Source organism: Ancylobacter polymorphus (assembly GCF_030813495.1).
Lineage (GTDB): Bacteria > Pseudomonadota > Alphaproteobacteria > Rhizobiales > Xanthobacteraceae > Ancylobacter > Ancylobacter polymorphus.
This window is the reverse complement of record NZ_JAUSUI010000012.1, coordinates 15884-37046: the sequence shown is the minus strand read 5'-3', so window position 1 is coordinate 37046 and position 21163 is coordinate 15884. Positions and strand designations below refer to the sequence as shown.

At 65.0% G+C, this 21163-nt stretch carries 16 protein-coding genes; 6 read left to right on the top strand and 10 right to left on the bottom strand.

All coding sequences use genetic code 11. The features are described from left to right. Positions 1 to 100 precede the first annotated feature (100 nt). Genes J2S75_RS21080 through J2S75_RS21070 form a run of 3 tightly spaced genes read left to right on the top strand, consistent with a single transcriptional unit; the run spans position 101 to position 3490 of the window. Positions 101 to 1291, top strand: a complete 1191-nt coding sequence (locus J2S75_RS21080) for an amino acid ABC transporter permease (RefSeq protein ID WP_307022997.1) — start codon at positions 101 to 103, stop codon at positions 1289 to 1291. Positions 1292 to 1298: 7 nt separating this feature from the next. Continuing rightward, positions 1299 to 2675, top strand: a complete 1377-nt coding sequence (locus J2S75_RS21075) for an amino acid ABC transporter permease (RefSeq protein ID WP_307022996.1) — start codon at positions 1299 to 1301, stop codon at positions 2673 to 2675. A 17-nt stretch (positions 2676 to 2692) separates the two neighbouring features. After that, a complete protein-coding gene (locus tag J2S75_RS21070) occupies positions 2693 to 3490 on the top strand; it encodes an amino acid ABC transporter ATP-binding protein (protein WP_307022994.1) in 798 nt (265 codons plus the stop codon). Between the two features lie 87 nt (positions 3491 to 3577). On the opposite strand, the gene sseA is transcribed toward J2S75_RS21070, so the two are convergent. From sseA to J2S75_RS21050, 4 genes are all read right to left on the bottom strand, one after another. Further along, positions 3578 to 4441: a 3-mercaptopyruvate sulfurtransferase gene (gene sseA / locus J2S75_RS21065; RefSeq protein WP_307022992.1), complete on the bottom strand. Its 864-nt coding sequence runs from the start codon at positions 4439 to 4441 to the stop codon at positions 3578 to 3580. 27 nt (positions 4442 to 4468) lie between these two features. Next, entirely contained in the window at positions 4469 to 5182 is a 714-nt protein-coding gene (locus tag J2S75_RS21060) for an alanyl-tRNA editing protein (RefSeq protein ID WP_307022990.1), read from the bottom strand. Beyond that, on the bottom strand, positions 5182 to 6213 hold the full coding sequence (locus J2S75_RS21055; RefSeq protein WP_307022988.1) for a cysteine synthase A: 1032 nt from the start codon (positions 6211 to 6213) through the stop codon (positions 5182 to 5184). Before J2S75_RS21055 ends, J2S75_RS21060 begins: the two co-directional genes overlap by 1 nt. 75 nt (positions 6214 to 6288) lie before the next feature. Further along, positions 6289 to 7737 carry a cryptochrome/photolyase family protein gene (locus tag J2S75_RS21050; RefSeq protein ID WP_307023170.1) on the bottom strand — a complete coding sequence of 483 codons (1449 nt, stop codon included), beginning with the start codon at positions 7735 to 7737 and terminating at the stop codon, positions 6289 to 6291. Positions 7738 to 7879: 142 nt separating this feature from the next. Here J2S75_RS21050 and J2S75_RS21045 point away from each other — a divergent pair, with 142 nt between their 5' ends. Then, on the top strand, positions 7880 to 8689 hold the full coding sequence (locus tag J2S75_RS21045; RefSeq protein WP_307022986.1) for an SDR family NAD(P)-dependent oxidoreductase: 810 nt from the start codon (positions 7880 to 7882) through the stop codon (positions 8687 to 8689). A 4-nt stretch (positions 8690 to 8693) separates the two neighbouring features. Here the strand turns inward: J2S75_RS21045 and J2S75_RS21040 are convergent, their stop codons facing one another. The 4 genes from J2S75_RS21040 to J2S75_RS21025 all read right to left on the bottom strand — a co-directional run bounded on the left by J2S75_RS21040 (position 8694) and on the right by J2S75_RS21025 (position 17880). Further along, entirely contained in the window at positions 8694 to 12929 is a 4236-nt protein-coding gene (locus J2S75_RS21040) for a translocation/assembly module TamB domain-containing protein (RefSeq protein WP_307022984.1), read from the bottom strand. A 26-nt stretch (positions 12930 to 12955) separates the two neighbouring features. Next, on the bottom strand, positions 12956 to 14956 hold the full coding sequence (locus tag J2S75_RS21035) for an autotransporter assembly complex protein TamA (protein ID WP_307022982.1): 2001 nt from the start codon (positions 14954 to 14956) through the stop codon (positions 12956 to 12958). A gap of 1565 nt (positions 14957 to 16521) precedes the next feature. Beyond that, positions 16522 to 17178: a ParA family partition ATPase gene (gene parA / locus J2S75_RS21030; RefSeq protein WP_307022980.1), complete on the bottom strand. Its 657-nt coding sequence runs from the start codon at positions 17176 to 17178 to the stop codon at positions 16522 to 16524. 132 nt (positions 17179 to 17310) lie between these two features. Next, positions 17311 to 17880: a L,D-transpeptidase gene (locus tag J2S75_RS21025; protein ID WP_465252686.1), complete on the bottom strand. Its 570-nt coding sequence runs from the start codon at positions 17878 to 17880 to the stop codon at positions 17311 to 17313. A gap of 1050 nt (positions 17881 to 18930) precedes the next feature. On the opposite strand from J2S75_RS21025, the gene J2S75_RS21020 reads away from it, so the two are divergent. Further along, complete coding sequence (locus J2S75_RS21020; protein ID WP_307022976.1) at positions 18931 to 19464, top strand: DUF7662 domain-containing protein; 534 nt, start codon at positions 18931 to 18933, stop codon at positions 19462 to 19464. A gap of 2 nt (positions 19465 to 19466) precedes the next feature. After that, on the top strand, positions 19467 to 19883 hold the full coding sequence (locus J2S75_RS21015; protein WP_307022974.1) for a type II toxin-antitoxin system VapC family toxin: 417 nt from the start codon (positions 19467 to 19469) through the stop codon (positions 19881 to 19883). 75 nt (positions 19884 to 19958) lie between these two features. Here J2S75_RS21015 and J2S75_RS21010 read toward each other — a convergent pair whose 3' ends face one another. Continuing rightward, positions 19959 to 20558, bottom strand: a complete 600-nt coding sequence (locus J2S75_RS21010; protein WP_307022972.1) for a flavin reductase family protein — start codon at positions 20556 to 20558, stop codon at positions 19959 to 19961. A gap of 3 nt (positions 20559 to 20561) precedes the next feature. After that, a complete protein-coding gene (locus J2S75_RS21005) occupies positions 20562 to 21134 on the bottom strand; it encodes a nitroreductase family protein (protein ID WP_307022970.1) in 573 nt (190 codons plus the stop codon). Positions 21135 to 21163 lie beyond the last annotated feature (29 nt).

Genomic DNA, 21163 nt, shown 5'->3' with positions numbered 1-21163 from the left:
TAAGGAGGCTCCCGCGCGTCGGGAGCCTCCCCGCTCCGGAGAAGCTGGCAAAAGTCCGGCACCGGAACATTTCGGGCCTCGATCCGAGGCGAGGGGGACTATGACGGATTTGGCTGGGCCCGCCGGCGGGCACGAGAAGACTACATTCATCAACGACCCGAAGGTCCGCAGCATCGGCCTTCAGCTTGTGGCCCTGATCGTGGTCATTTTTCTCGGCTGGAGCTTCGCCGAGAACGCGCGCGACAACCTCGCGGCGCAGAAGATCGCAACCGGATTCGGCTTTCTGGACAACACGGCCGGCTTCGGCATCAACCAGACGCTGATCCCCTATTCCGAAACCTCGACCTATGGCCGCGCCTTCATTGTCGGCCTGCTGAACACCATCCTGGTCGCGGTGGTCGGCATTTTTATCGCTACGATTATCGGCTTCCTGGTGGGCATCGGCCGCCTGTCGAAGAACTTCATGGTGCGCACGATCTCGACCGTCTATGTCGAAGTGCTGCGCAACCTGCCGCCGCTGTTCCAGATCCTGTTCTGGTACCTTGCCGTTCTGAGCGCCATGCCCGGGCCGCGCAACAGCATCAGCGTCTTTGGCGAGATCTTCATTTCCAATCGCGGCATCATCATTCCGCGCCCGCTGTTCGGTGAAGGTGCCGGAATCGTCGTCTGGGCGATCGGTCTCGCCATTCTCGGCGTCATCCTGTTTCGCCACTGGGCGGCGAGCCGGCAGGAGGAGACGGGGCGCCGGCTTCCCGTCCTTTGGGTGTCTCTCTGCGTTCTCATCGGCCTGCCGCTCGCGGCGATGATCGCGACCGGTTTCCCCATCAGCTTCGAGGTGCCCGAACTCAAGGGCTTCAATTTCGTCGGCGGCGTGCGGGTGATTCCCGAATTCGTCGCCCTGACGCTCGCGCTGGCCACCTATACGGCGGCCTTTATCGCCGAGAATGTGCGCGCCGGTATCCAGTCGGTGAGCCATGGGCAGACGGAGGCGGCGCATTCGCTCGGCCTGCGTCACGGGCAGACGCTGCGGCTGGTGGTCATTCCCCAGGCCATGCGGGTGATCATCCCCCCGCTGACCAGCCAGTATCTGAACCTCACCAAGAACTCGTCGCTTGCCGTCGGCATCGGCTATCCCGATCTCGTCGCGGTATTCGCCGGCACGTCGCTCAACCAGACGGGTCAGGCGATCGAGATCATCGCCATCACCATGGGCGTCTATCTCCTGCTCTCGATCATCACCGCGATCATCATGAACGCCTACAACAAGCGCGTCGCGCTGGTGGAACGGTGAGCCGGCCATGAGCATGACCTTCGACGACGGAACCTTCATCCGCAACGAGATGGCGCCGGTCCTCCCGCCGCCCAAGCTGCGCATCGGCCCGGTGGCCTGGATGCGGGAGAACCTGTTCTCCGGCATCTTCAATACGCTGCTGACCCTTCTCGGCATCCTGCTGGTGATTTCGGTGGTGCCGCCCTTTGTCCGCTTCATGTTCATCGATGCGGTGTGGACCGGAGAGAACCGCGAAGCCTGTCTCGGCCCCGATGTCGGCGCGTGCTGGCCGTTCATCCACGCCAAGTTCGGCCAGCTGATCTACGGTTTCTACCCCATTTCCGAGCGCTGGCGTGTGGACATCGTCTTCGCCCTTGGCGCGGTACTGCTGGTGCCGCTTCTCGTGCCGAGCCTACCGTTCAAGCGGACGGGCTCGTTGCTCTTCTTCGTTGTCTATCCCGTGGTTGCCTTCGTGCTGCTGACCGGCGGCAACATCAACGCATCGGCTTTCCTGCTGGAGCGCTTCGGCCTGATCCGCCCGTTTGTCGGTGACGCGCAACTGGGGGGCATCAACCTCGCCTTCTGGGTCGACTTCGGGCTGACGACCCTGCTGTTCATGGCGGCCATCGGCGGGTTTATCGCACTGTTGGGGGGGAATGGCCGTTCCGCCGCGCGCACCACGCTGTTCGTGTTCCTGGCGCTCGGCGCGGTCATTTTCTGCTGGGATGCCGATGTCGGGCTTAGCTATGTCGAGACGCGGCAGTGGGGCGGGCTGCTGGTGACGCTGGTGATCGCAGTGACCGGGATTGTCGCCTCCCTGCCGCTCGGCATTCTGCTGGCGCTCGGCAGGCGCTCGCAGATGCCGGTGGTCCGACTGCTCTCGGTGATCTTCATCGAGTTCTGGCGCGGCGTGCCGCTGATCACGGTGCTGTTCTTCGCCACCTATATGCTGCCGCTGTTTCTGCCGCAGGGCACGAATCCGGACGCATTGCTGCGGGCGCTCGTGGGTGTTGCTCTGTTCTCGGCCGCCTATATGGCGGAGGTGGTGCGCGGCGGCCTGCAGGCTATCCCGAAGGGCCAGTATGAGGGAGCGATGGCGGTCGGGCTGACCTGGAGCCAGATGATGCGCCTTATCGTCCTGCCGCAGGCGCTGACCCTCGTCATTCCCGGCATCGTGAACAGCTTCATCAGCCTGTTCAAGGACACGACTCTGGTCCTGATCGTCTCGATCTTCGACTTTCTCGGCCAGCTGCGCGCCGCCTTCACCGACCCCAACTGGGCGACGCCGGTGACGCTCTATACGGGCTTCGCCTTTGCCGGCGTGGTCTATTTCTTCTTCTGCTTCGGTATGTCACGCTACTCGCTCTTCGTGGAGCGGCGGCTCAACACCTCCCACCGGCATTGAGAAACGGAGAAACCCATATGAGTGAACTTCATTCGACCGTTTCCCCTGACGAACTCCCCGCCGTCCACACGCGCCCGGGACGGGAGGTCGCCGTCGATCTCGTCGGCGTGCATAAATGGTACGGCGAGTTCCATGTGCTGAAGGACATCAATCTCAGGGTGCATCGGGGCGAGCGCATCGTCATTTGCGGGCCGTCGGGCTCCGGCAAGTCCACCATGATCCGCTGCATCAACCGGCTGGAGGAGCACCAGCAGGGCTCGATCATCGTCGACGGCATCGAACTGACCAACGACCTCAAGCGCATCGACGAGATCCGCCGCGAGGTCGGCATGTGCTTCCAGCACTTCAACCTGTTCCCGCATCTCACCATTCTGGAAAATCTGACGCTGGCGCCGATCTGGGTCCGCAAGATGCCCAAGAAGGATGCCGACGAACTGGCGATGCATTTTCTGCGGAAGGTGAAAATCCCGGAGCAGGCGAACAAATATCCCGGCCAGCTTTCCGGCGGCCAGCAGCAGCGCGTCGCCATCGCCCGCGCCCTGTGCATGAAGCCGAAGATCATGCTGTTCGATGAGCCGACCTCGGCGCTCGACCCGGAAATGGTCAAGGAAGTGCTGGAGACCATGGTGAGCCTGGCCGAAGAGGGCATGACCATGCTGTGCGTGACCCATGAGATGGGCTTCGCCCGCCAGGTGGCCAACCGGGTGATCTTCATGGATGCGGGGCAGATCATCGAGATGAACGAGCCGGAAGCGTTCTTCTCAAACCCGCAGCATGAGCGCACCAAGCTGTTCCTCAGCCAGATACTGCACTGAAGCGTGCAGGCGAAATAGAAACGGCCGGAGCGCCCAAGCGCTCCGGCCGTTTTTCATTTGGGCAAAGCTACAGCGGTCGGTGCCTGCTCAGTCCGCCGGGCCCGTCGCCACGGGTTTGTCGGAGGCGCCCCACTCGGTCCACGAGCCATCGTATAGCGCGACCGGTGGCGTTCCGATCGTGTCCAGTGCCAGCCACAATATGGCGGCGGTCACCCCTGAGCCGCAGCTGGTGATGACGGGCTGGGAGAGGTCGATGCCTGCTTCCTTCACCGCCTGGCGAATGGTAGCGGCGTCGACGAGCCGGCCACCCCTCACCACCTCGGACACTGGCAGGTTGCGCGCGCCGGGAATGTGCCCCGCACGGACTCCGGCGCGCGGTTCCGGCGCCTCGCCGCGGAAACGTTCCGCCGCGCGCGCATCGAGCACCTGTGCGCTGCGGTCGGCAAGCCGGGCGGCCACATCGTCGATGGAGGCCACCCAGTCCGTGTCCAGCTTCGCGTCGAAACGGGCAGGAAGATAGGGTGCCTCGCCCTCCTCGGTGGGGCGGCCTTCGGCCAGCCATTTGGGAAAGCCGCCATCGAGAATGGCCACATCGACCGCGCCGAAAGCCCGCAGGGTCCACCAGACGCGCGGCGCTGAGAACAGGCCCTGCGTGTCATAGACGACGATCTTCATCTGCCGGCCGATGCCGAGCGATTCCATCGCCGCCCGGAACAGAGTCTCGGAGGGCAGCATATGCGGCAGCGGGCTCGTCAGGTCCGAGATGCCGTCAATGTCGAAGAACACCGCGCCCGGAATATGCGCCTTGAGATATTCCTCGCGTGCCTTCCGGCCGGTCGCCGGCATGTGCCAGGAGCCGTCCACCACGACGAGGTTGGGCGCCCCGAGATGGGCGGCCAGCCATTCGGTGGAAACGAAGCGGCTGACATCAGGCAGATCGGATTCGGGCATCGGGCACTCCGGAACCGCGCGCGGACATCAAGCCCAGGCCAGCCGCACGCGGCGGTTCTGCTGGCCCTTCTTTTCGATCTTGGTCACCTGCACCGCGCCGATCTCGTCGAGGCTTCGAACATGGGTGCCGCCGCAAGGCTGCAGGTCGATCCCTTCGATGTCGACCAGGCGGACCTTGCCGCTTCCCATTGGCGGCTTGACCGACATGGTCTTCACCAGCCCGGGATTGGCGAGCAATTCGTCATCCGAGATCCAGCGTTCGGTCACCCGGGCGCCGGTGGCGATCAGCCCCGCCAACTTGGCGGTGATGGCGTCCTTGTCGAGGCCGGCATCGGGAATGTCGAAATCGAGCCGGCTCTCTTCCTCACCGATCGACCCGCCGGTGACGGGAAAGGGCAGGGCGACGGAGAGCAGATGCAGCGCGGTATGCATGCGCATCCGCTTGTGGCGGGTCGGCCAATCCAGCCGCAGCGTCACGGCCTCGCCCAGTTCGGGCAACGCGGCTGCGGGGGCCGGGACATGGATCACATCGACCTTGGAGGGGCCGTAGACGGCCGTCTCGATGCCGATCTCGCAGCCATCCGCGCGGATCAGCGTGCCGCGATCACCCGGCTGGCCACCGGCGCTGGCGTAGAACACCGTGCGGTCGACGACGACACCTCCCTCCGGCGTCAGCGCGGTGACGACGGCGGAGGTTTCGGTCTGGTAGGCGTCGTCGCGAAACAGCAGAAGCGTTGCCATCACACCAGCACATTGGGCACGCCGATGCTGCGCTCAAGCCAGCCCGGCACGGGCAGGCCCTTCTCGCGCAGGAAGGCGGGGTTGAACAGCTTCGACTGATAGCGGGTGCCGAAGTCGCAAAGAATGGTGACGATGGTGTGGCCCGGGCCGAGTTCCTTCGCCAGCCGGATCGCGCCGGCGACATTGATGCCGGAGGAGCCGCCGAGGCACAGACCCTCATGCTCCAGCAGATCGAACACGATCTCAACCGCCTCCGCGTCGCCGATCTGATAGGCGCAGTCGACCGGCGCGCCCTCCAGATTGGCGGTGATGCGGCCCTGGCCGATACCTTCGGTGATCGACGAACCTTCGGCCTTCAATTCGCCCGTGGTGTAATAGCTGTAGAGCGCCGCGCCGAAGGGGTCGGCGAGGCCGATCCGGATCGCCGGGTTGCGGGCCTTGAGCGCGATGCCCGTGCCCGCCAGCGTGCCGCCCGTACCCACGGCGCAGACGAAACCGTCCACCTTGCCATTGGTCTGCGCCCAGATTTCCGGCCCCGTGGTTTCGATATGGGCGAGGCGGTTCGCGACATTGTCGAACTGGTTGGCCCAGACCGCGCCATTCGGCTCGGTTGCCGCCAGCGCCTCAGCGAGCCGGCCGGACACTTTCACATAGTTGTTGGGGTTGGCGTAGGCGACGGCCGGCACTTCCACGAGCGTGGCGCCGGCGAGGCGGAGCATGTCCTTCTTTTCCTGGCTCTGCGTCTCGGGAATGACGATCACTGAGCGGAAGCCAAGCGCGTTTCCCACGAGCGCGAGGCCGATGCCGGTATTGCCCGCCGTGCCTTCGACAATGACACCGCCGGGGCGAAGCTGGCCGCGCGCCACGGCGTCCTGAATGATGAACAGGGCTGCGCGGTCCTTTACCGATTGACCGGGATTGAGGAACTCGGCTTTCCCGAGAATGGTGCAGCCGGTGGCCTCGGAAGCGCGCTTGAGCTTGATGAGCGGCGTGTTGCCGATCGCCTCGACGAGACCGTTGCGGATTTCCATGGACCTGTTTCTTCTTCCGAATTGACGGTCCACGAAGTTAGTGATGCATGCCCGTCTCGGCAACCGGGCGCCGGCCTAATCCCCGCGAATGGGCTGAAAGCGTTCGAGTGCGCGGTCGCGGGCGGCGGCATGGTCGACGATGGGGCGGGGATAGGTTTCCCCGAGTCGCACACCTGCCCGGCGCAGCACGTCGGGAGTTGCTTCCCAAGGGCGGTGGACGACATTCGACGGCAGCGCCGTCAGTTCCGGCACGTAGCGGCGGACATAGTCACCATCGGGATCGAACTTCTCACCCTGGGCGACGGGATTGAAGATGCGGAAATAGGGGGCTGCGTCGGCGCCGGACCCCGCGACCCACTGCCAGCTCGCGGGATTATTGGCGGCGTCGGCATCCACCAGCGTGTCCCAGAACCACGCCTCGCCTTGGCGCCAGTCTGTCAGACAATGTTTGATCAGGAAGGAGGCGGCCACCATACGCACGCGATTATGCATCCAGCCGGTCTGCCAGAGCTGGCGCATGCCGGCATCGACAATGGGATAGCCCGTCATTCCACGCCGCCAAGCGCGGAGTAGCGCAGGCGCGTTCTGCCACGCGAAGGCATCGAAACGGTCGTTGAAATTGGCGGTGCCGATATCCGGATAATGGAACAGCAGATGATAGCTGAATTCGCGCCAATAGAGCTCGCTGACGAACTTCTCCACGTCGCGCGGGGCCGCGCTTGCACCCGCTTCCGCGTGCCGTACGGCGGCAAGGATGCGGTGTGGCGCGATTTCGCCGAAGCGCAGATGCGGGGAGAGGCGGGAGGTCGACGTCCGGTCCGGGCGGTCGCGCTCGTCGGCGTAGCCCGTGATCCCGCCATCGAGGAAGCGGGTCAGCGCGTCACGCGCGCCTTCCTCGCCCGGTGTCCACGTCTCACGCAGCCCGCCGGCCCAATCCGGCCGGGAGGGCTCCAGCGCCCAGTTCTCCAGTCGCTCGCCCTCTGGGTAGGGGGCGAAGCGCCAGGGCAGGCGGGTCTGAGACGGCGTGCGCGGCGCTTGCATCCTCGCGCGGCGATAGAAGGGGGTGAAGACACGGAAGGGACCGCCTGACTGCGTTGCCACCGTCCAGGGCTCGTGCAGGAGGTTGCCGCCGAAGCTCTCGACCGCGACGCCGGCCGCGGTAAGGGCGGACTTCACCGCCGTATCGACGGCGATCTCGGCCGCGCCATAGCGCCGATTCCAGTAGACCGCCTGCGCATTCACGTCTCCGGCGAGGCGCGTCAGCGCGTCGAGCGCCATCCCGCGCCGCAGCAGCAATCGCCCGCCCTTGGCCTCAATGGTCGCCGCCAGGGCCTTGAGCGAGTGGCTCAGCCACCAGCGCGCGGCCCCACCGAGCGGGCGCAGGCCGGGGCTCTCCTCGTCAAGGAGGAAGGCAAGCAGCAGCGGGCGCCCGCTCGCCTGCGCCGCCGCGAGTGCGGGATTGTCGTCGAGACGGAGATCGTCGCGAAGCCAGACAAGGGCGGGGCGTTCAGTGGAGGAGGGCATGAGCGTTCCGGACATTGTGTGACTTTTACGAAACCGCACGCAGAACCGATCAGCCTCTCTGGCGCAAGCGTGCGCGATTTATTAATGATGCTTGTCATGAAAGTGGTCCGATGCGGGCCGCGACAAACGGGAAACCTCCACCATGACCTCCTCCCTAAACACCGCACTGGTGACGGGTGCTTCCAGCGGCATTGGCCGGGTCTATGCCGAGAAGCTCGCCCGACGCGGTCATGATGTTGTGCTGGTTGCCCGCGATGGAGCCCGGCTGGAATCGCTCGCGGCAGCCATTGCCGGCGAGACGGGCCGGCGGGCGGAGGTGCTGGCGGCCGATCTTTCGCGCAACGAAGGCATCGAGACCGTTGCCGCCCGGCTCGCCTCCGATCAGAGGATCACCGTGCTGGTGAACAATGCAGGCATGGGTACTGAGGGGCCGATCCTGGGCGCCGCGGCGGAAAAGACCGATGCCATGGTGCAGCTCAACGTTGCCGCGCTGACGCGGCTCTCTCTGGCCGCTGTCACGGCCTTTGCCGGGCGTGGCGAAGGAACCCTGGTCAACATCGCTTCCGTCGTGGCTCTGGTGCCGGAGCATTTCCCTGGCGCCTATGCCGCAACCAAGGCTTATGTGCTGGCCTTCACGCAATCGCTGCAGAGTGAACTGAGGGGCGGGCCGTTGCGCGTGCAGGCGGTGCTGCCGGGCTATACGCGCACGGAGTTTTTCGACCGGGCCGGCATCGACGCCGCGGCACTTCCGGCCGAAATGGTGATGGCTGCCGAGGATCTGGTCGAAGCCGCCTTGCGCGGGCTTGAGGCAGGTGAGGCGATCACCATTCCTTCCTTGCCCGACATGGCCGCCTGGCAGGTGCTGGTGGATGACCGGATGCGGATGATGCCGGGCCTTTCGCTGAGCCGCCCGGCCGCGCGCTACGGGCTGGGCGAGGCTGCGCCGGCCTGAGCACTCAATAATCCCATTGGGCGCCGATGCCGACTTCGGCGGCGCCGTCGGCGCCTGTGGCGCCCTGCAGGCGAATGTTCCGGGTCACGTCGACATCGACCGTGACCCGGCTGGATCCCGCCGACGTGCCCTGGCGGACGCCGAGATAGATGTTGTCATTGAGCCGGCGCCCGAGACCGACCTGACCGCCGGTGCCGGCGGCGTCGGTGCCGATTTCGAGACTGTCGACGCCGAGCGAGCGACGCACATTCTCCAGTACGCCGGCACCACCGGAGAATTGAGCGGCGGCCTGGGCCAGCTGCAGCGCCTGCCCGCCATTGAGCGAGCCGGCGGAGCGGCCGAACAGCAGACGCGAGATCACCTCGTCCTGCGGCAGGGTGGGGGTCGACGAGAAGCTCACCACCGGGCGGGAGGCCGGCCCGGACACGAGCACCCGGGCGGTGATATCCGTCGTGGTCGTCTCGGCGATGAAGTCGAGCTCGGGATCGGTGTTGCCGGTGAAGGTGATGGTGCCGCGCGTGAAGGTGAGACGGCGCCCACCGAAATCGAACGAGCCGCGCCGCAGCTGGAAGGCGCCGAGGGTTACCGGCGCGCGCGTCGTTCCGGTCAGCTTCAGTTCGCCGCCGAGTTGCGCCTCAATGCCGAGGCCGCGGACAAACACGTTATTGTTCGGCGCCGACAGCACGAGATCGAGCGCCACGCCGTTGCGCGCGGGCGGCGCGGGGCCCTGCTGGCGTTGCACGGTCGGGCTCTTGCGCTTGAACTCGGCGCTGGCGTTGACGTGGCGGACATTGAGGTCTTGAACGCCGCCGGGGAAGCGGTCCGGCACATTGATGTCCAGCGCGCGCAGCACCAGCCGTCCGGTCAGGCGCGGTCCATTGAGAAATGCGCCTTCAACGCCGAGGCGACCCTCGGCCACGAGGCGCATGAGGTCGCTGTTCACCAGTGCGGCGTTGACGAGATCAAGGTCGATGCGGCCGGGATAGCCGGCAGCGGGGTCGAGCGCGACATTGCCGCGGCCGGTGATGCTTCCGCCATTGGTGGTTGCGGCGCGGAAACTGGTGATCGTGACGGAGCGATCGGTACCGGTGAGCACGGCGTCGATATTGCTCAACGCCACGCCATTGACGGAATCGTCGAAGCGCCCACCGCTCACCCGCACGGTGCCGCCTGCGCGGGGCGCGGCGGCCGTTCCGCGCAGCGTGGCGTCGACATTGGCGATGCCGGTGATGCGGGCGCCGGTGGCGGCGAGCATCGGATTGGCGATGGCGAGATTGATCGCGCCGCGCAAGGCGAGGTCCAACTCGCCGGCCCCGAGCGGAACCGAGCCGCTGACGGTGAAATTCTGGAGGTTGGTGCCCGCAATGGTCGCCCGGAGCTGCGCCCGGCCATTGCCGAGCGTGCCATTGGCCGCGATGTCGAACGGCCCGGCGCCGGAACTGGCGAGGTCGGGCCGGCTCAGGCGGGTGATGCGCAGGTCAAACGGTCCCGTCGGGGCCGAGGTGGTGCCGCCGATGCGCGCGGTGCCGGCCAGCGTGCCGGAGAGGTTCAATTCCGGCGCGACGATATTGAGCAGCGAGAGCGGCAGAGCGCGTAGGTTTACTGCGAGGTCGAGCCGCTCCCCCACACTGCCCGAGACCGTGGCGGTACCGCCGCTGGCGGCGAGCGCGAAACGGTCGATGGCGACGGTGCCGCCCGAGAGGGTGAGGGTGGCCGGCGCGCTCAGGGCTGCATTCAGTCCGGGGCGGGTGGCGGTGAGCCGGTCGAGCCGCAGGCGGGCGCCGTCCGGTCGTGGCTCCAGCCGGCCGCCGGCACGCAGATTGGTGCCCTGGGCGAGCGCTTCCACCGTCAGGTCGGTTCCGGTGGCGTTGCCGGTAGCCCGGAGGGTCGCGGTTTCGACCGCGACGCCCGCTATCGAGACGGTGCGCAAGGCCGCGGTGCCATCCAGCATCGGCACGCCGCGCAGATCGAGGACGCGGCCATTGATATCGGCCGAGTCGACGCTTTGGTCGAATGCCAGCAACTGCTGGGCGCTCGCGCGTATATCGGCGTTCTGGCGGCCCTGCGCGACGCTCAATGTGATATCGGCTTTCAGCGTGCCCGCCATGTCGGTGAGGGTGAGCGCGGCAATGTCCGCTAGGTCGCCCGCAACGATCGCGAGCCTCCCTGAGGCCAAACCGGCGGGGCTGAGCGCCATGTCGCCGCGGGCCGTAACCGAACCGATGGCGAGATCGAGGCTCGACAGCTGGCGGGTTCCGTCCGGCTGCGTCCGCAGCGCGGCAGTGCCACGCGCCGGCTTGCCGCCGACCTCGCCGGCGAGGGCGAAATTGCCGGAAATTTCTCCGGTGATGTCGGCAGCGGTGATGTCGACGGTGACATCGCGCAGCGGCCTACCTTCCGCCATGCCATTCGGCACGCGTAACGTCGCCGTCACGCCGAGTGCGTCGAGTGTCCCGGAGAAGGCGGCGTTGGCCTCAGCGCCGCCGGCCAGGCGCGGATCGAGCCGCGCGAGATCGTCCAGGGTAAGTGCGGCGGTCAGATTGGCGACATCCGTGGCGAGGCGGCCATTGACGGTCGCTGAGATGCCGTTGGTAGCGATCTTCAGATTGTCCACGGCCAGCGCGTTGACGCCGTCGCGGGCGAGGGCGCCGTCGATGCTGACACTGCGGCCAATCAGTGCGTCGAGCCGCGCGATACCTGTCTCGAGCCGCTCCGCGCGGCCCTTTACGGCTGCGCTGGCGCGGCTGAAATCGGTGGAGGCGGAAAGCCGGGCGTCGACCACGGCTGAACCGGCGAGGGGGCGGCCGGCAAGCGGCGAGAAGGCGGCGAGGTTGAGCCGGCTGACATTAAGATCACCGTCGATGGCGCGCGAGTCGGCGTGCCCGGCAAAGCGCGCGGTTATCGCCGCGAGATCGGCGGAGGCGGCCTCAAGCACGGCGGCGCCGTTGGCGGGGAGAGTTCCCGAGGCAGAAAAGCGTGCCTCGGTGCCAAGCGCCGCGGCAACGTCCGGGTCCGGCGCCGACAGGCCATTTGCCGTTCCCTCGATGGCGAAGGCGAGGGCGCCTTCCGCATCCGGCAATGTCCGGAGCGTGGCAGCTACGGTGGCGGCGCGGTAGTCTTTTCCCGCCAGCTGACCGGCGCTGATTCGCGCCTCAACGGTTGGCCTGAGCACCGCGCCTTTGAGCGTGCCTGACAGGGCGAGTTCCTGCCAGCGTATACCCGGCACGAGCTCAGCATAGCGCGCGGCATCGCCCAATTGGGCCTCGAAGGCGAGATCGGCGGACCGATCCGCCATGAACGAGCCGCTCAGGCGAGCCTGGAAGCCCGCTGTGCGGGCGGAAAAGCCCTCAAGGGCCAGATTCAGCCCAGAAGTCACCGTTGCTGAGCCGGCTAACTCGCTGCGACCTTCAAAGAGCGGTGATATGTTTGCCGGCAAAATGCGTGAGATATCGGCGTCAAGGGCAAGGTTGATCTTGTGCCCGTCGGCCACCGCGCGAATTCCCGCGGCGCCGCTGGCTTCCGCCAGATCGCCCACGCGCAGGCGCAAATGCCCATCCCAGGCATCCAGCGGCCCGGCGCCTTTCACGTCGGCTGAAATCTCGGGCAAACCGTCGAAACCGGCGGCGCGCGCCATCAAACCGCCAGCCGGCTCGCGCGCGGTGATGTCCAGGTTGAGGAAACCGGCCTCCGGCGCGTAACCGGCAGAACCCTTCAGCGAGCCCGGTGCATCAAGCCGCTCCAGCGCGAAGGTCGCCGACAGGCCTTGTGTCAGCGAGGCGAGGTCGGCAGAGCCACTGAAGGACAGTCGCGCCGCATGGTCGAGCACAGGCTCGGCGAGGGTGATGTCGGCGATGGCAAGCGACTGGATCCGCACGGGGAGGGCGAAGCTTGATCCCCCATTGGCATTCGCTGGCGCGGGCGGCAGCACCGGGCGGCGGTTCAGGCTGAGGCGCGCCGCGGACAGTGACGTGACCTCCACACGCCCGGAGAGCAGCGCCAGGGGGCGCCATTCCAGCCGGGTGTCCTCAATACGGGCGAACGAGCCTTCGGCATCGGCGAGGTCGATGGCCTCCACGCTCATATCGAACGGCACAAATCCCCTGAGGCCGTTTACGGAGACGATAAGGCCCGGAGAGGAGGCCAGCGACGAGGCGATGTTGGCGAGCAGCGCTTTGCCCGGCGGCGTCTGCAGCGCGCCGAAGGTGCCGACCAGCACCAGCAGCAGCGCGAGCAGGACCATTCCAAGCATTTTGAGCGCGCGCGTCATCAGAAGGCCTGCCCCAGGCTGACATAGACTCCGAAATCACCGTCCTCAGGGCCGGGATTGAGCGGGAAGGCGAGGTCGATCCGCAGGGGACCGATCGCGGTGTAATAACGCAGGCCGATGCCCGCCGAGTACTTGATGCTATCGAAGTCCGGCCATTCGGAGGCGAAGGCCGAACCCATGTCGAAGAACGGCACGATGCCGATGGTGTCGGTGACGCGCAGGCGGGCCTCGACCGACGCTTCGAAGAAGCTGCGCCCGCCGATGATGATGCCGTCCTCATTGCGCGGGCTGGCGGACTGGTAGTCATAGCCGCGCAGCGAGCCGCCGCCACCGACATAGAAGCGCCGCTGCGGCGGCACGTCATAGAGGCCCGCGCCGACGATACTGCCGGCGGCCATGCGGCCGGCGAGGATGAAGCGCTTGTTCTCGTCAAAGGCGTGATAGGTCGAAACGGCGCCGCGGAACAGGGTGGGGCCGGCGCCGGCTTCGCCGAGATAGGCGAAAGGTTCCACCGTCGCCGTGGCGCGCCAGCCGCGCGACGGGTCGAGCTTGCTGTCGGTGCTGTCATAGGTGAGTTCGATCGGCACGCCAACGATGCCGTAATCATTGGTGCCGGTACTGTCTTCCACCTGGGACTGCTCAAGGTCCAGGCTCACCTGCAACGTGAGGTCGTCGCTGTAACGGTGACGAATGCCGGCGAGCAGGGTCACCGCCTCGCGCACATAGGCGTTCGTCACCTCGCGCAGCACGGCGGCGTTGGCAACGAGATCATCCTGCGCGGTGTAGATGCCGGGTTTCACGAATGTGGCGGCCAGCTTGTAGCCGAACGGATCGGCGTTTGGCACCGCTTCGGACTTCTCGCCGAACCACGATATCTGCGCGTCGAGCCGCAGAGTCTCACCGCCGCCAAACAGGTTGCGGTGTCCCCAATAGGCGTTGATGGCCGAACCGTCGGTGGAGGAATAGGTGGCGCTGAAGCCGACATAGCGCGGCAGACGCGCCGACACCTCGATGGTGATCGGCAGGCTGCCATCGGGCGCCAGCCTGTCCGCCTCGTTGATGCGCACGCTGGCGATGGCTTCATATTCCAGCAGGCGCCGGCGCAGACGGTCGAGCACTTCGGGCGAATAGGGCGTGCCCGGAGTGATCTCGATACGCTCTTCGATGAAGCCCGGGGTGAGGAAATCGGCGCCGACGACAGTGAAATGGCCGAACGTGGCCACTGGGCCGGGAGCTATAAGGAAGGTGACATCCACCTTATTCGTCTTGTGATCAGCCACGACCTCCTTATCCGCCAAGCGCGCGAAGGGATGCGCCATGCGCCGCCAGTGGTCGACGATCGCGCCCTCGGCCCGGACGATGGACGTCGCGAGGGCTGGTTCACCCGGCTCCAGCCGCAGCCGCGTCAGTGACGGCGCTTCCGCAAGCGGGCGCCGGTTCGCGGCGTCGAGCAGTTCCACGCGCCCGAACTGGAACAGCGGTCCAGCCTGCACGTCGATCTCCACGGGCACAGGACCGCGCGCCCGCGCGGCCTCGACGCGCTGGAAGATGTCCGGCGCGTCCGGCGCGATGCCCGCGAGGCGGATGCGGATGATGCCGCCATAATAGCCGGCCGCGTACAGAGCGGCGTTGATGTCACGACGATCGGCCAGCGCCCGGCGCACAAGCCCCGCCGCCCCGGAGGGCGCGCGCTCGCGGAGCCGTTCAAGCGCGGAGGCCGCCTCAATGCGGTCCCTCAGTGCGCTGTCGCCACCATTTACGGTGAGCGACACGGCGTAGGGCGTGGCGTCCGGCGCCGGAGGCCCTGACGTCAGCGGTTTGGGGCTGAAGAGATTGATGATCGGCCCGAAGAAGCCACCGGCGGCGCCGTTCTCGCTCGTCTCGTCCTGCGGGCCGCCGAACAGCTGGGCGAAGGCTGGAACAGGGAAGGCAGACAGAACCAGCGCCGCGCAAAAGGCGAGCACAAGCCAGAGCCGCTTCGTCCGCCTTTCAAACGCCAAGCCGTTTCCTCCCCCTTACTGTTTCCGAGCCCGGGCCGCTGGCACGGTCTTCTGCCGGCGTGACCTTAACGCAGCGACAATGAACGCCGGCTTTCCATAGGAGAGCCTCCCCCTGATTGCCGTGCCAGACTGGCAAGCGTCAACCTGGTGAGCCGAAGAATGCAAATTTCCGCGCGCAAGCCAGGCCGATTTCCGACATGAGCCAAGGGCTTGCCGCCTTCCACCCCGGCTCGGCACCGCCTGCACGGAAGGCCGCCCTCTCGCTGGGGGCCTTGCTACCTGCCATGACAGCTGGGGCGACCAAAAGTTCCGTTGTCGCCGCCAGCCGGGAGCGTGTGTGGTCGCAAGGCCGAATAGACGCGCGCGGGCCGTTTTGGGCAAATGACGGAAGCGAGCAAAACGGGGGGCCTCTGTTAGACGTCGGGCATTGCAGCGCTGCCGCCGGGCTGGCTGGCCGCACCGCCTCCGGAGGCGCCTTCGACCTTGGCACTGATTTCGCTGCCTCATTGTGCCGCTGACATCCGCCGACGCGCGGGATAGCCCCCGGCGATGTGGGGCGGGAAGCTGCACGGAGCCGAAAGGGCGCGGACGGGCCGGTGCCGGCGCCCTGCCCGTAGCGCGCCGTTCAGGCTGTCTAGATCGGCGCCGTGTCTGGCCGTTTATCCAGCCAAAGCTGATTGGACGCACGCCGGCGTCGCGCTGGACATGAGGCGCCTATCGCCGACCTCCCTCCAGGGCGTCGCTGGCCGGATCGGCGCAGCCGTTAGGGCATCGGCAGAAGGTGCCGATCCGGCCTTTTTCGCCCAAGCCTTGTTACGCTTTTGGCACAAATGCTTGGTGGGTTCGAGTGCGATCCGCCCGGCTTGGTGCCCGTTGCTGCCCGTTGCGGTCCGGACCTCGGGCGCGCCTCGGGCGCCGTTTCCTACGGGGGCGTAAAGGGGGCGGCAGCGACACAACGCACCCCTTGTCGCAGCGGCTCGGTGCGCGGTTGGCTGCGCCGAAGCGGGTCGGCTAGGTTCGTGGGCGCAGGAACGGCCTTGCGACGGCTCTGGTGATGGGCACCACTGGCTTGTCCATCAATGCTCGCGAGCATGCCCTAAGCGCGGTTGCCTGGGCACGGTCGGAATGTCCCCTCGCCGGCACCAAGCGCGCCGCTACCGGGCGACGCTGGTCGAAACGATGGGGGCAGCATCGCGACGTCCAGCTTCGCCCAGCATTGCGCTCGCCCGCGCCGCGTGGATACCGCCGAGCCAGCTCGCCAAACGGCTGCCATCGAAGGGGTTGGCACGGAGAGGCCTTACCGCAGAGCGGCGGTCGCGCGACCCTTGCCGGATATTCGGCTAAGCGGCGCATTCTGGGACGGCAGCCGTCAACCACGGCATGCCGTACAGGTGCGAAAAGGCCGACTGGGCGAAGGCAACGATCCGATCGACCGCATCCGCAGGGGCGGAAGGGCGCCGGCGCCGGACGGGAACTCTTCTGCGCCGTTCAGCGTGGCATGGGTACCGGCTGCGTCGCAGCGAGCCGTGAAATTACCGCCAGGACTGGCTTCCCTGCGAATACAGCTAGCGGCGGAGCAGAGCCATGAACTCTGCTGCCAGCGCCTCCACTTCCAAAGCGCCCTTGGAGCCTGGCTCCGTCTCAAGCAGCGTCAAGCCTTGCCCCATGCTGGCGGCGAAGCCGACACGATTGCCGAGCCTTGTGTGAGCAGCGGGATGGGCCAGGGCTTCGATGGCGGAGGCGATTTCCTTGGTCAGGGCGGCGCGGGGTTGGGCCCGATTTATGACCAAAAGGCAGGAGGTTCCCTCCTTGTTGATCATCTCCAGTGTCGGCCGGGTGGCCCATAAATCAACTGGAGTTGGCTGAACAGGCACGCCCACCAGATCGGCCACCTCGATAGCCGGACGCGATTCAACGTCCGACTTTGGGGGCGTGTCGATAATGATGAAATGGTGATCGCGGGCGAGGCTGCGTGCCTCACGTCGGGCGCCCCAGCCTGACGCGGTGCGGAATGAGAGGCCGGTCGCCTCGTCACCCAGAGTCCTTTCTCGGACCTCGAACCACTCGCCCAGGCTTCCCTGAGGATCGCAGTCCAAGAGTGCCACGCGGGTCGACCCTCCTTCCAGAGGGCGTTGTGAAAGAGCCACAGCAAGATGGGCGGCCAGCGTTGTCTTGCCGGATCCGCCCTTCTGCTGCGCGATAGTGATGATCTTGCCACTCATCTGACCGCCTCAAGGATTGGCTGCGCCGTTAGCGTGTCACTGAAATACCACGAATGACGCCCTCTGCGGTTCGCGGATGGGTAGATCCACCATGCGCGCGTAGATTGTAGGCCGCTTGCCAACCACGCCACTTCAGCTGGCGGGCTTCGACCCAAGCACGACGACCTTCGTGCCCACCCCTACGCGCCCATAGAGATCAATGGCGTCCTGATTGATCATGCGGATGCAGCCCGAAGAGACATTTGTGCCGATCGTCTCAGGCTCCAACGTACCATGGATGCGATAGAGTGTGTCTTTTCCGTCCTGCCAGAGATACATCGCCCTGGCGCCTAGCGGGTTGGACAAGCCTCCCGGCACTCCGTCGCCACCCTGCAGCTTAGTGAGTTGCGCCAGGATATCCGGGCGTCGCTGGATCATTTCCTTCGGGGGATACCAATCCGGCCACTCCTGCTTGGAATTTATCGTGGCAACTCCGGACCAACCAAAACCCTCCTTCCCCACGCCGACGCCATATCGCATTGCGGTGCCACCGGGTTGGATCAGATAAAGGAAGTGCGCGGCCGGATCGATCACAACCGTTCCCACCGGATAGGGCGATTGATAGACAACCTCACGGCGCAGATAGGTTGGATTTATCTGGGAAGTATCGACAGCCGAAATAGGAAATTTATCCGCAACGGCACCATACCGATCCGCGAACATAGTGGTCGGGTTTGTACTAGGCGACGATAGGGTGGTGCCGGTAGCGGGGGTTCGTTTGCAGCCTCCCAGGGCGATCGCCGCACTGGCCACGCATAGCGCTAGAACGGTCCGACGATGAAGCGCAGGCATATCGCAACCCCCTCCAATTTCATTTCCCGAATCTTAACGCAGCTTGGTAAACAAGTCGTTGCTGAAGGGCCGGCATTGGTTACCTCGGTCGTCGAACATGGGCGACTCGCGGTCAAAGCCTGACGTACAGATCAGTGCCTATTTCTGGCTTCGGGCGCACAAAGGTGAGCGGCCTGAGACAGCAGGCTATTTATGCATAATATGTATCAATCGGCTATCGTGTCGTGAGTGGCCAAGAGGGCGCCTTGCGCCGGCGCATTCATCTGCAATAAAAAATATTATATCGCAGGTATTTATAGACGATTCCGGAAGTGATTTGTCGATTCCAGGTATCGAGGTACATATAAGTCAACATTAGGAACTTAAAGCAGATAATCTCGGGTTTCGTCCCCGGCTGGGTCGTCCGTGAAGCCCCGCCGCGTCTCGCTGGGGTGCTCTTGGTTGGAACGAACTCTATGCACAATGCGGGCGATGGCTCTGCCGGTTGAGCTCTCCCCATCCGCCAGCGCCTCAGCGACGAGTGCTGCGTGGAGCGCAAAGCTCTCGCGTCTCGAATGTTGAAAAATTAGTGTATGAAAAATAAAGTTACTGTATTGTCAAAGCTGATGAAATTCACAAGGCGGCGACCGCCTAGCGTTGAAAAAAGTGGGAATTAAAATATGAGGTTACGGTAGGAAACTGACATCGCGCATGATGCCTGTCGAGGACCCAAAATGTGCGAGATGTATGTGGGGTTGTGTCGATGTAAGGGGGAAAATTTTGGCGATATCCGTCGGCGATTTGTCGGCCGCTTGGTGAAATGGAGGGCGGGCGGCTTGGTCCAACCACCTGTCTGCAGGCGATGTCGGGGCTCTTGAGTATGTCAGTGGAATGCAGTACCTTATGTTTAAAAGGCACTTTGCTTTTCTGGGAGATCGGATCATGTCGAAATACAGTTCGCTGACGACGTTTTTGGCAAGTCGGACGCAGCCAAGAATATCAATGTCATTCGAGGATATAGAGCGAATTGTTGGGTCAAAACTTCCACAATCTGCGTTCAATCATCGGGCGTGGTGGAGCAACAACCCAACCAACAGTGTGATGACCAAAGCGTGGCTGGCAGCCGGGTTTCGTTCTGAGGACGTAGACATGACGGCGCGCAGGCTGGTGTTCTCGCGTAGCGTTCCTCAGCTCTCGACAGGAGATGTGAGTCGGGTTGCGCCAGCGTCGACGGGGTCTCCCTTGGCTGGCTTGTTCGGGGGGTTGAAAGGGACGGTTCATATCGAAGCTGGAACCGATCTGACGTTGCCCAGCACGGCTCCGATCTATCTCTACGATGGGGTGGGTGAAGAAGACCCCATTCATCCGGTCGAGCCATCAGACGGGGCCTGGCAGACCGAGCGCCTGTCGTCGTCGGAAGAGTTGTCAAAGGAATATAGTCCGTTGGATGGACGTGAGTGGACGGAGGAGAACTAGTCATGGGCATGCCGCTTCTTCTCGATACCTGCGCCGCACTTTGGGTGGCACAGGGAGCACCGATCTCGGACGAGGCCCGGGGTACGTTGATTGAAGCTCGGCTGCGCGGGGCGCCGATTTCGATTTCACCGATGTCCGCGTGGGAACTCGGTCGCCTGGTAGAGCAGGGCCGAGTACGGCTGGCGATGGAGCCGGCGAAGTGGTTTGCGGCGCTCGCCGGCTTGCCTGGCATGAGCATCGCGCTCATGAATCCAGAGACGTTGATCGCGTCATCCTTCCTGCCAGGCTTGCCACCCCTCGACCCTGTAGACCGTGTTCTGATCGCCACAGCGCGTGATCAGGGCTACCGGCTGATGACCCGCGACCGAGTGATGCTTGATTACGCCGCTACCGGATATGTGCAGGCGGTTGCCTGCTAGTTGCGGCACGCAGGCAGTGGTGAAGGGGCGAGCGCGGACGGCGCGCGTCGGTCGTGGCGCGCCCCGGATTGGCCGTTAGCGGGGGCGTGGCACGGATGTGACAGCGTCGATCCACGCGTAGTCGAAGTAGCCGGCGCGCGATAATGGCTGCAACTTCTCGGTGCAGACTCGGCCGGCCTCGATGAATCGATCATCGATGTGGATGCCGATGATCTCCCCATAGGTCACGTGATATCCAGCCCGCTGGCCGCGGCGATCGGTCATTTCGACTGTGTCAATCCAGACACATTCGAGAGAGCAGGGGGAAATCGCGACGCGTGGTGGGCGGATAAGGCGGCAGGGCGCCTGGGCCAGTCCCGCCAATTCGAACTCGTTCTCGCCAGACGGCAGTGGAGTCGAGGTGATGTTCACCTCATCGATCAAATCACGCGTGGCGAGATTGCAGACAAACTCCCCGGTCGCCATCGCGTTGCGCACGGTGTCCTTCAGCCCCGCGCTGGAGAACATCACGATATCCGGGCTCTCGCTGACGATGTTGAAGAAGGAATAGGGAGCGAGATTGGGCTTCCCCTCCGGAGACACTGTCGAAATCCAACCTATCGGTCGCGGCGCCACGAGCGCCTTCAGCGGGTTGTGCGGCAGGCCATGATTGCCGAGAGCGGGTTCGTAGAACATGGATCAGTACCGCGTGACGAGATCGGCGAGGGCCGGTCGGGGGCGATCCTCCTGCGGGCGGGCGAGCGTGCCGATGTAGAGAAATCCGATGAAGCGCTCCGCGTCTGACAGCCCCAGCGTGGCGCGTATGCGAGGGTCATAGCTGTACCATTCCGTCAGCCAGGTGGCGGCATAGCCATGCGCGTGTGCGGCGAGCAGCAGGAGTGTGCAGGCCGCCGCGCCTGACAGGGTCTGCTCCCATTCCGGAATCTTGGCGTGCGGTGCCGCTCGTGAAACGACGGCGATCACGAGCGGCGCCCGGCAGAGCCGGTTGCGTTCAAGGGTGGTCCGCTCCGGCTCCGCTTCGGGGTTGTCGATGGCGAAGACGGCCGCGATGGCATCGCCGGCGCGCGCCCGTGCCTCTCCCTCGAACACGATGAAACGCCACGGCGCGAGTTTGCCGTGATCCGGTACGCGCGTAGCTATGGCCAACATGGAATCGAGCTCGATCTCATTCGGGCCCGGAAAGGTGAGGTCGAACACCTTGGGGCTCTTGCGTGTCCGGAGCAGGTCGAGGGTGGGGCCGTCGGCAGTCATTGGCAAAAGTCCACGGTGAGCGCGCTGGA

What these genes read in the sequence shown, in the direction of transcription:
- J2S75_RS21080 (WP_307022997.1), top strand. Translation starts at nt 101, where the DNA reads ATGACGGATTTGGCTGGGCCCGCCGGCGGGCACGAGAAGACTACATTC.
- J2S75_RS21075 (WP_307022996.1), top strand. Translation starts at nt 1,299, where the DNA reads ATGAGCATGACCTTCGACGACGGAACCTTCATCCGCAACGAGATGGCG.
- J2S75_RS21070 (WP_307022994.1), top strand. Translation starts at nt 2,693, where the DNA reads ATGAGTGAACTTCATTCGACCGTTTCCCCTGACGAACTCCCCGCCGTC.
- sseA (WP_307022992.1), bottom strand. Translation starts at nt 4,441, where the DNA reads ATGCCCGAATCCGATCTGCCTGATGTCAGCCGCTTCGTTTCCACCGAA.
- J2S75_RS21060 (WP_307022990.1), bottom strand. Translation starts at nt 5,182, where the DNA reads ATGGCAACGCTTCTGCTGTTTCGCGACGACGCCTACCAGACCGAAACC.
- J2S75_RS21055 (WP_307022988.1), bottom strand. Translation starts at nt 6,213, where the DNA reads ATGGAAATCCGCAACGGTCTCGTCGAGGCGATCGGCAACACGCCGCTC.
- J2S75_RS21050 (WP_307023170.1), bottom strand. Translation starts at nt 7,737, where the DNA reads ATGCCCTCCTCCACTGAACGCCCCGCCCTTGTCTGGCTTCGCGACGAT.
- J2S75_RS21045 (WP_307022986.1), top strand. Translation starts at nt 7,880, where the DNA reads ATGACCTCCTCCCTAAACACCGCACTGGTGACGGGTGCTTCCAGCGGC.
- J2S75_RS21040 (WP_307022984.1), bottom strand. Translation starts at nt 12,929, where the DNA reads ATGGTCCTGCTCGCGCTGCTGCTGGTGCTGGTCGGCACCTTCGGCGCG.
- parA (WP_307022980.1), bottom strand. Translation starts at nt 17,178, where the DNA reads ATGAGTGGCAAGATCATCACTATCGCGCAGCAGAAGGGCGGATCCGGC.
- J2S75_RS21025 (WP_465252686.1), bottom strand. Translation starts at nt 17,880, where the DNA reads ATGTTCGCGGATCGGTATGGTGCCGTTGCGGATAAATTTCCTATTTCG.
- J2S75_RS21020 (WP_307022976.1), top strand. Translation starts at nt 18,931, where the DNA reads ATGTCGAAATACAGTTCGCTGACGACGTTTTTGGCAAGTCGGACGCAG.
- J2S75_RS21015 (WP_307022974.1), top strand. Translation starts at nt 19,467, where the DNA reads ATGGGCATGCCGCTTCTTCTCGATACCTGCGCCGCACTTTGGGTGGCA.
- J2S75_RS21010 (WP_307022972.1), bottom strand. Translation starts at nt 20,558, where the DNA reads ATGTTCTACGAACCCGCTCTCGGCAATCATGGCCTGCCGCACAACCCG.
- J2S75_RS21005 (WP_307022970.1), bottom strand. Translation starts at nt 21,134, where the DNA reads ATGACTGCCGACGGCCCCACCCTCGACCTGCTCCGGACACGCAAGAGC.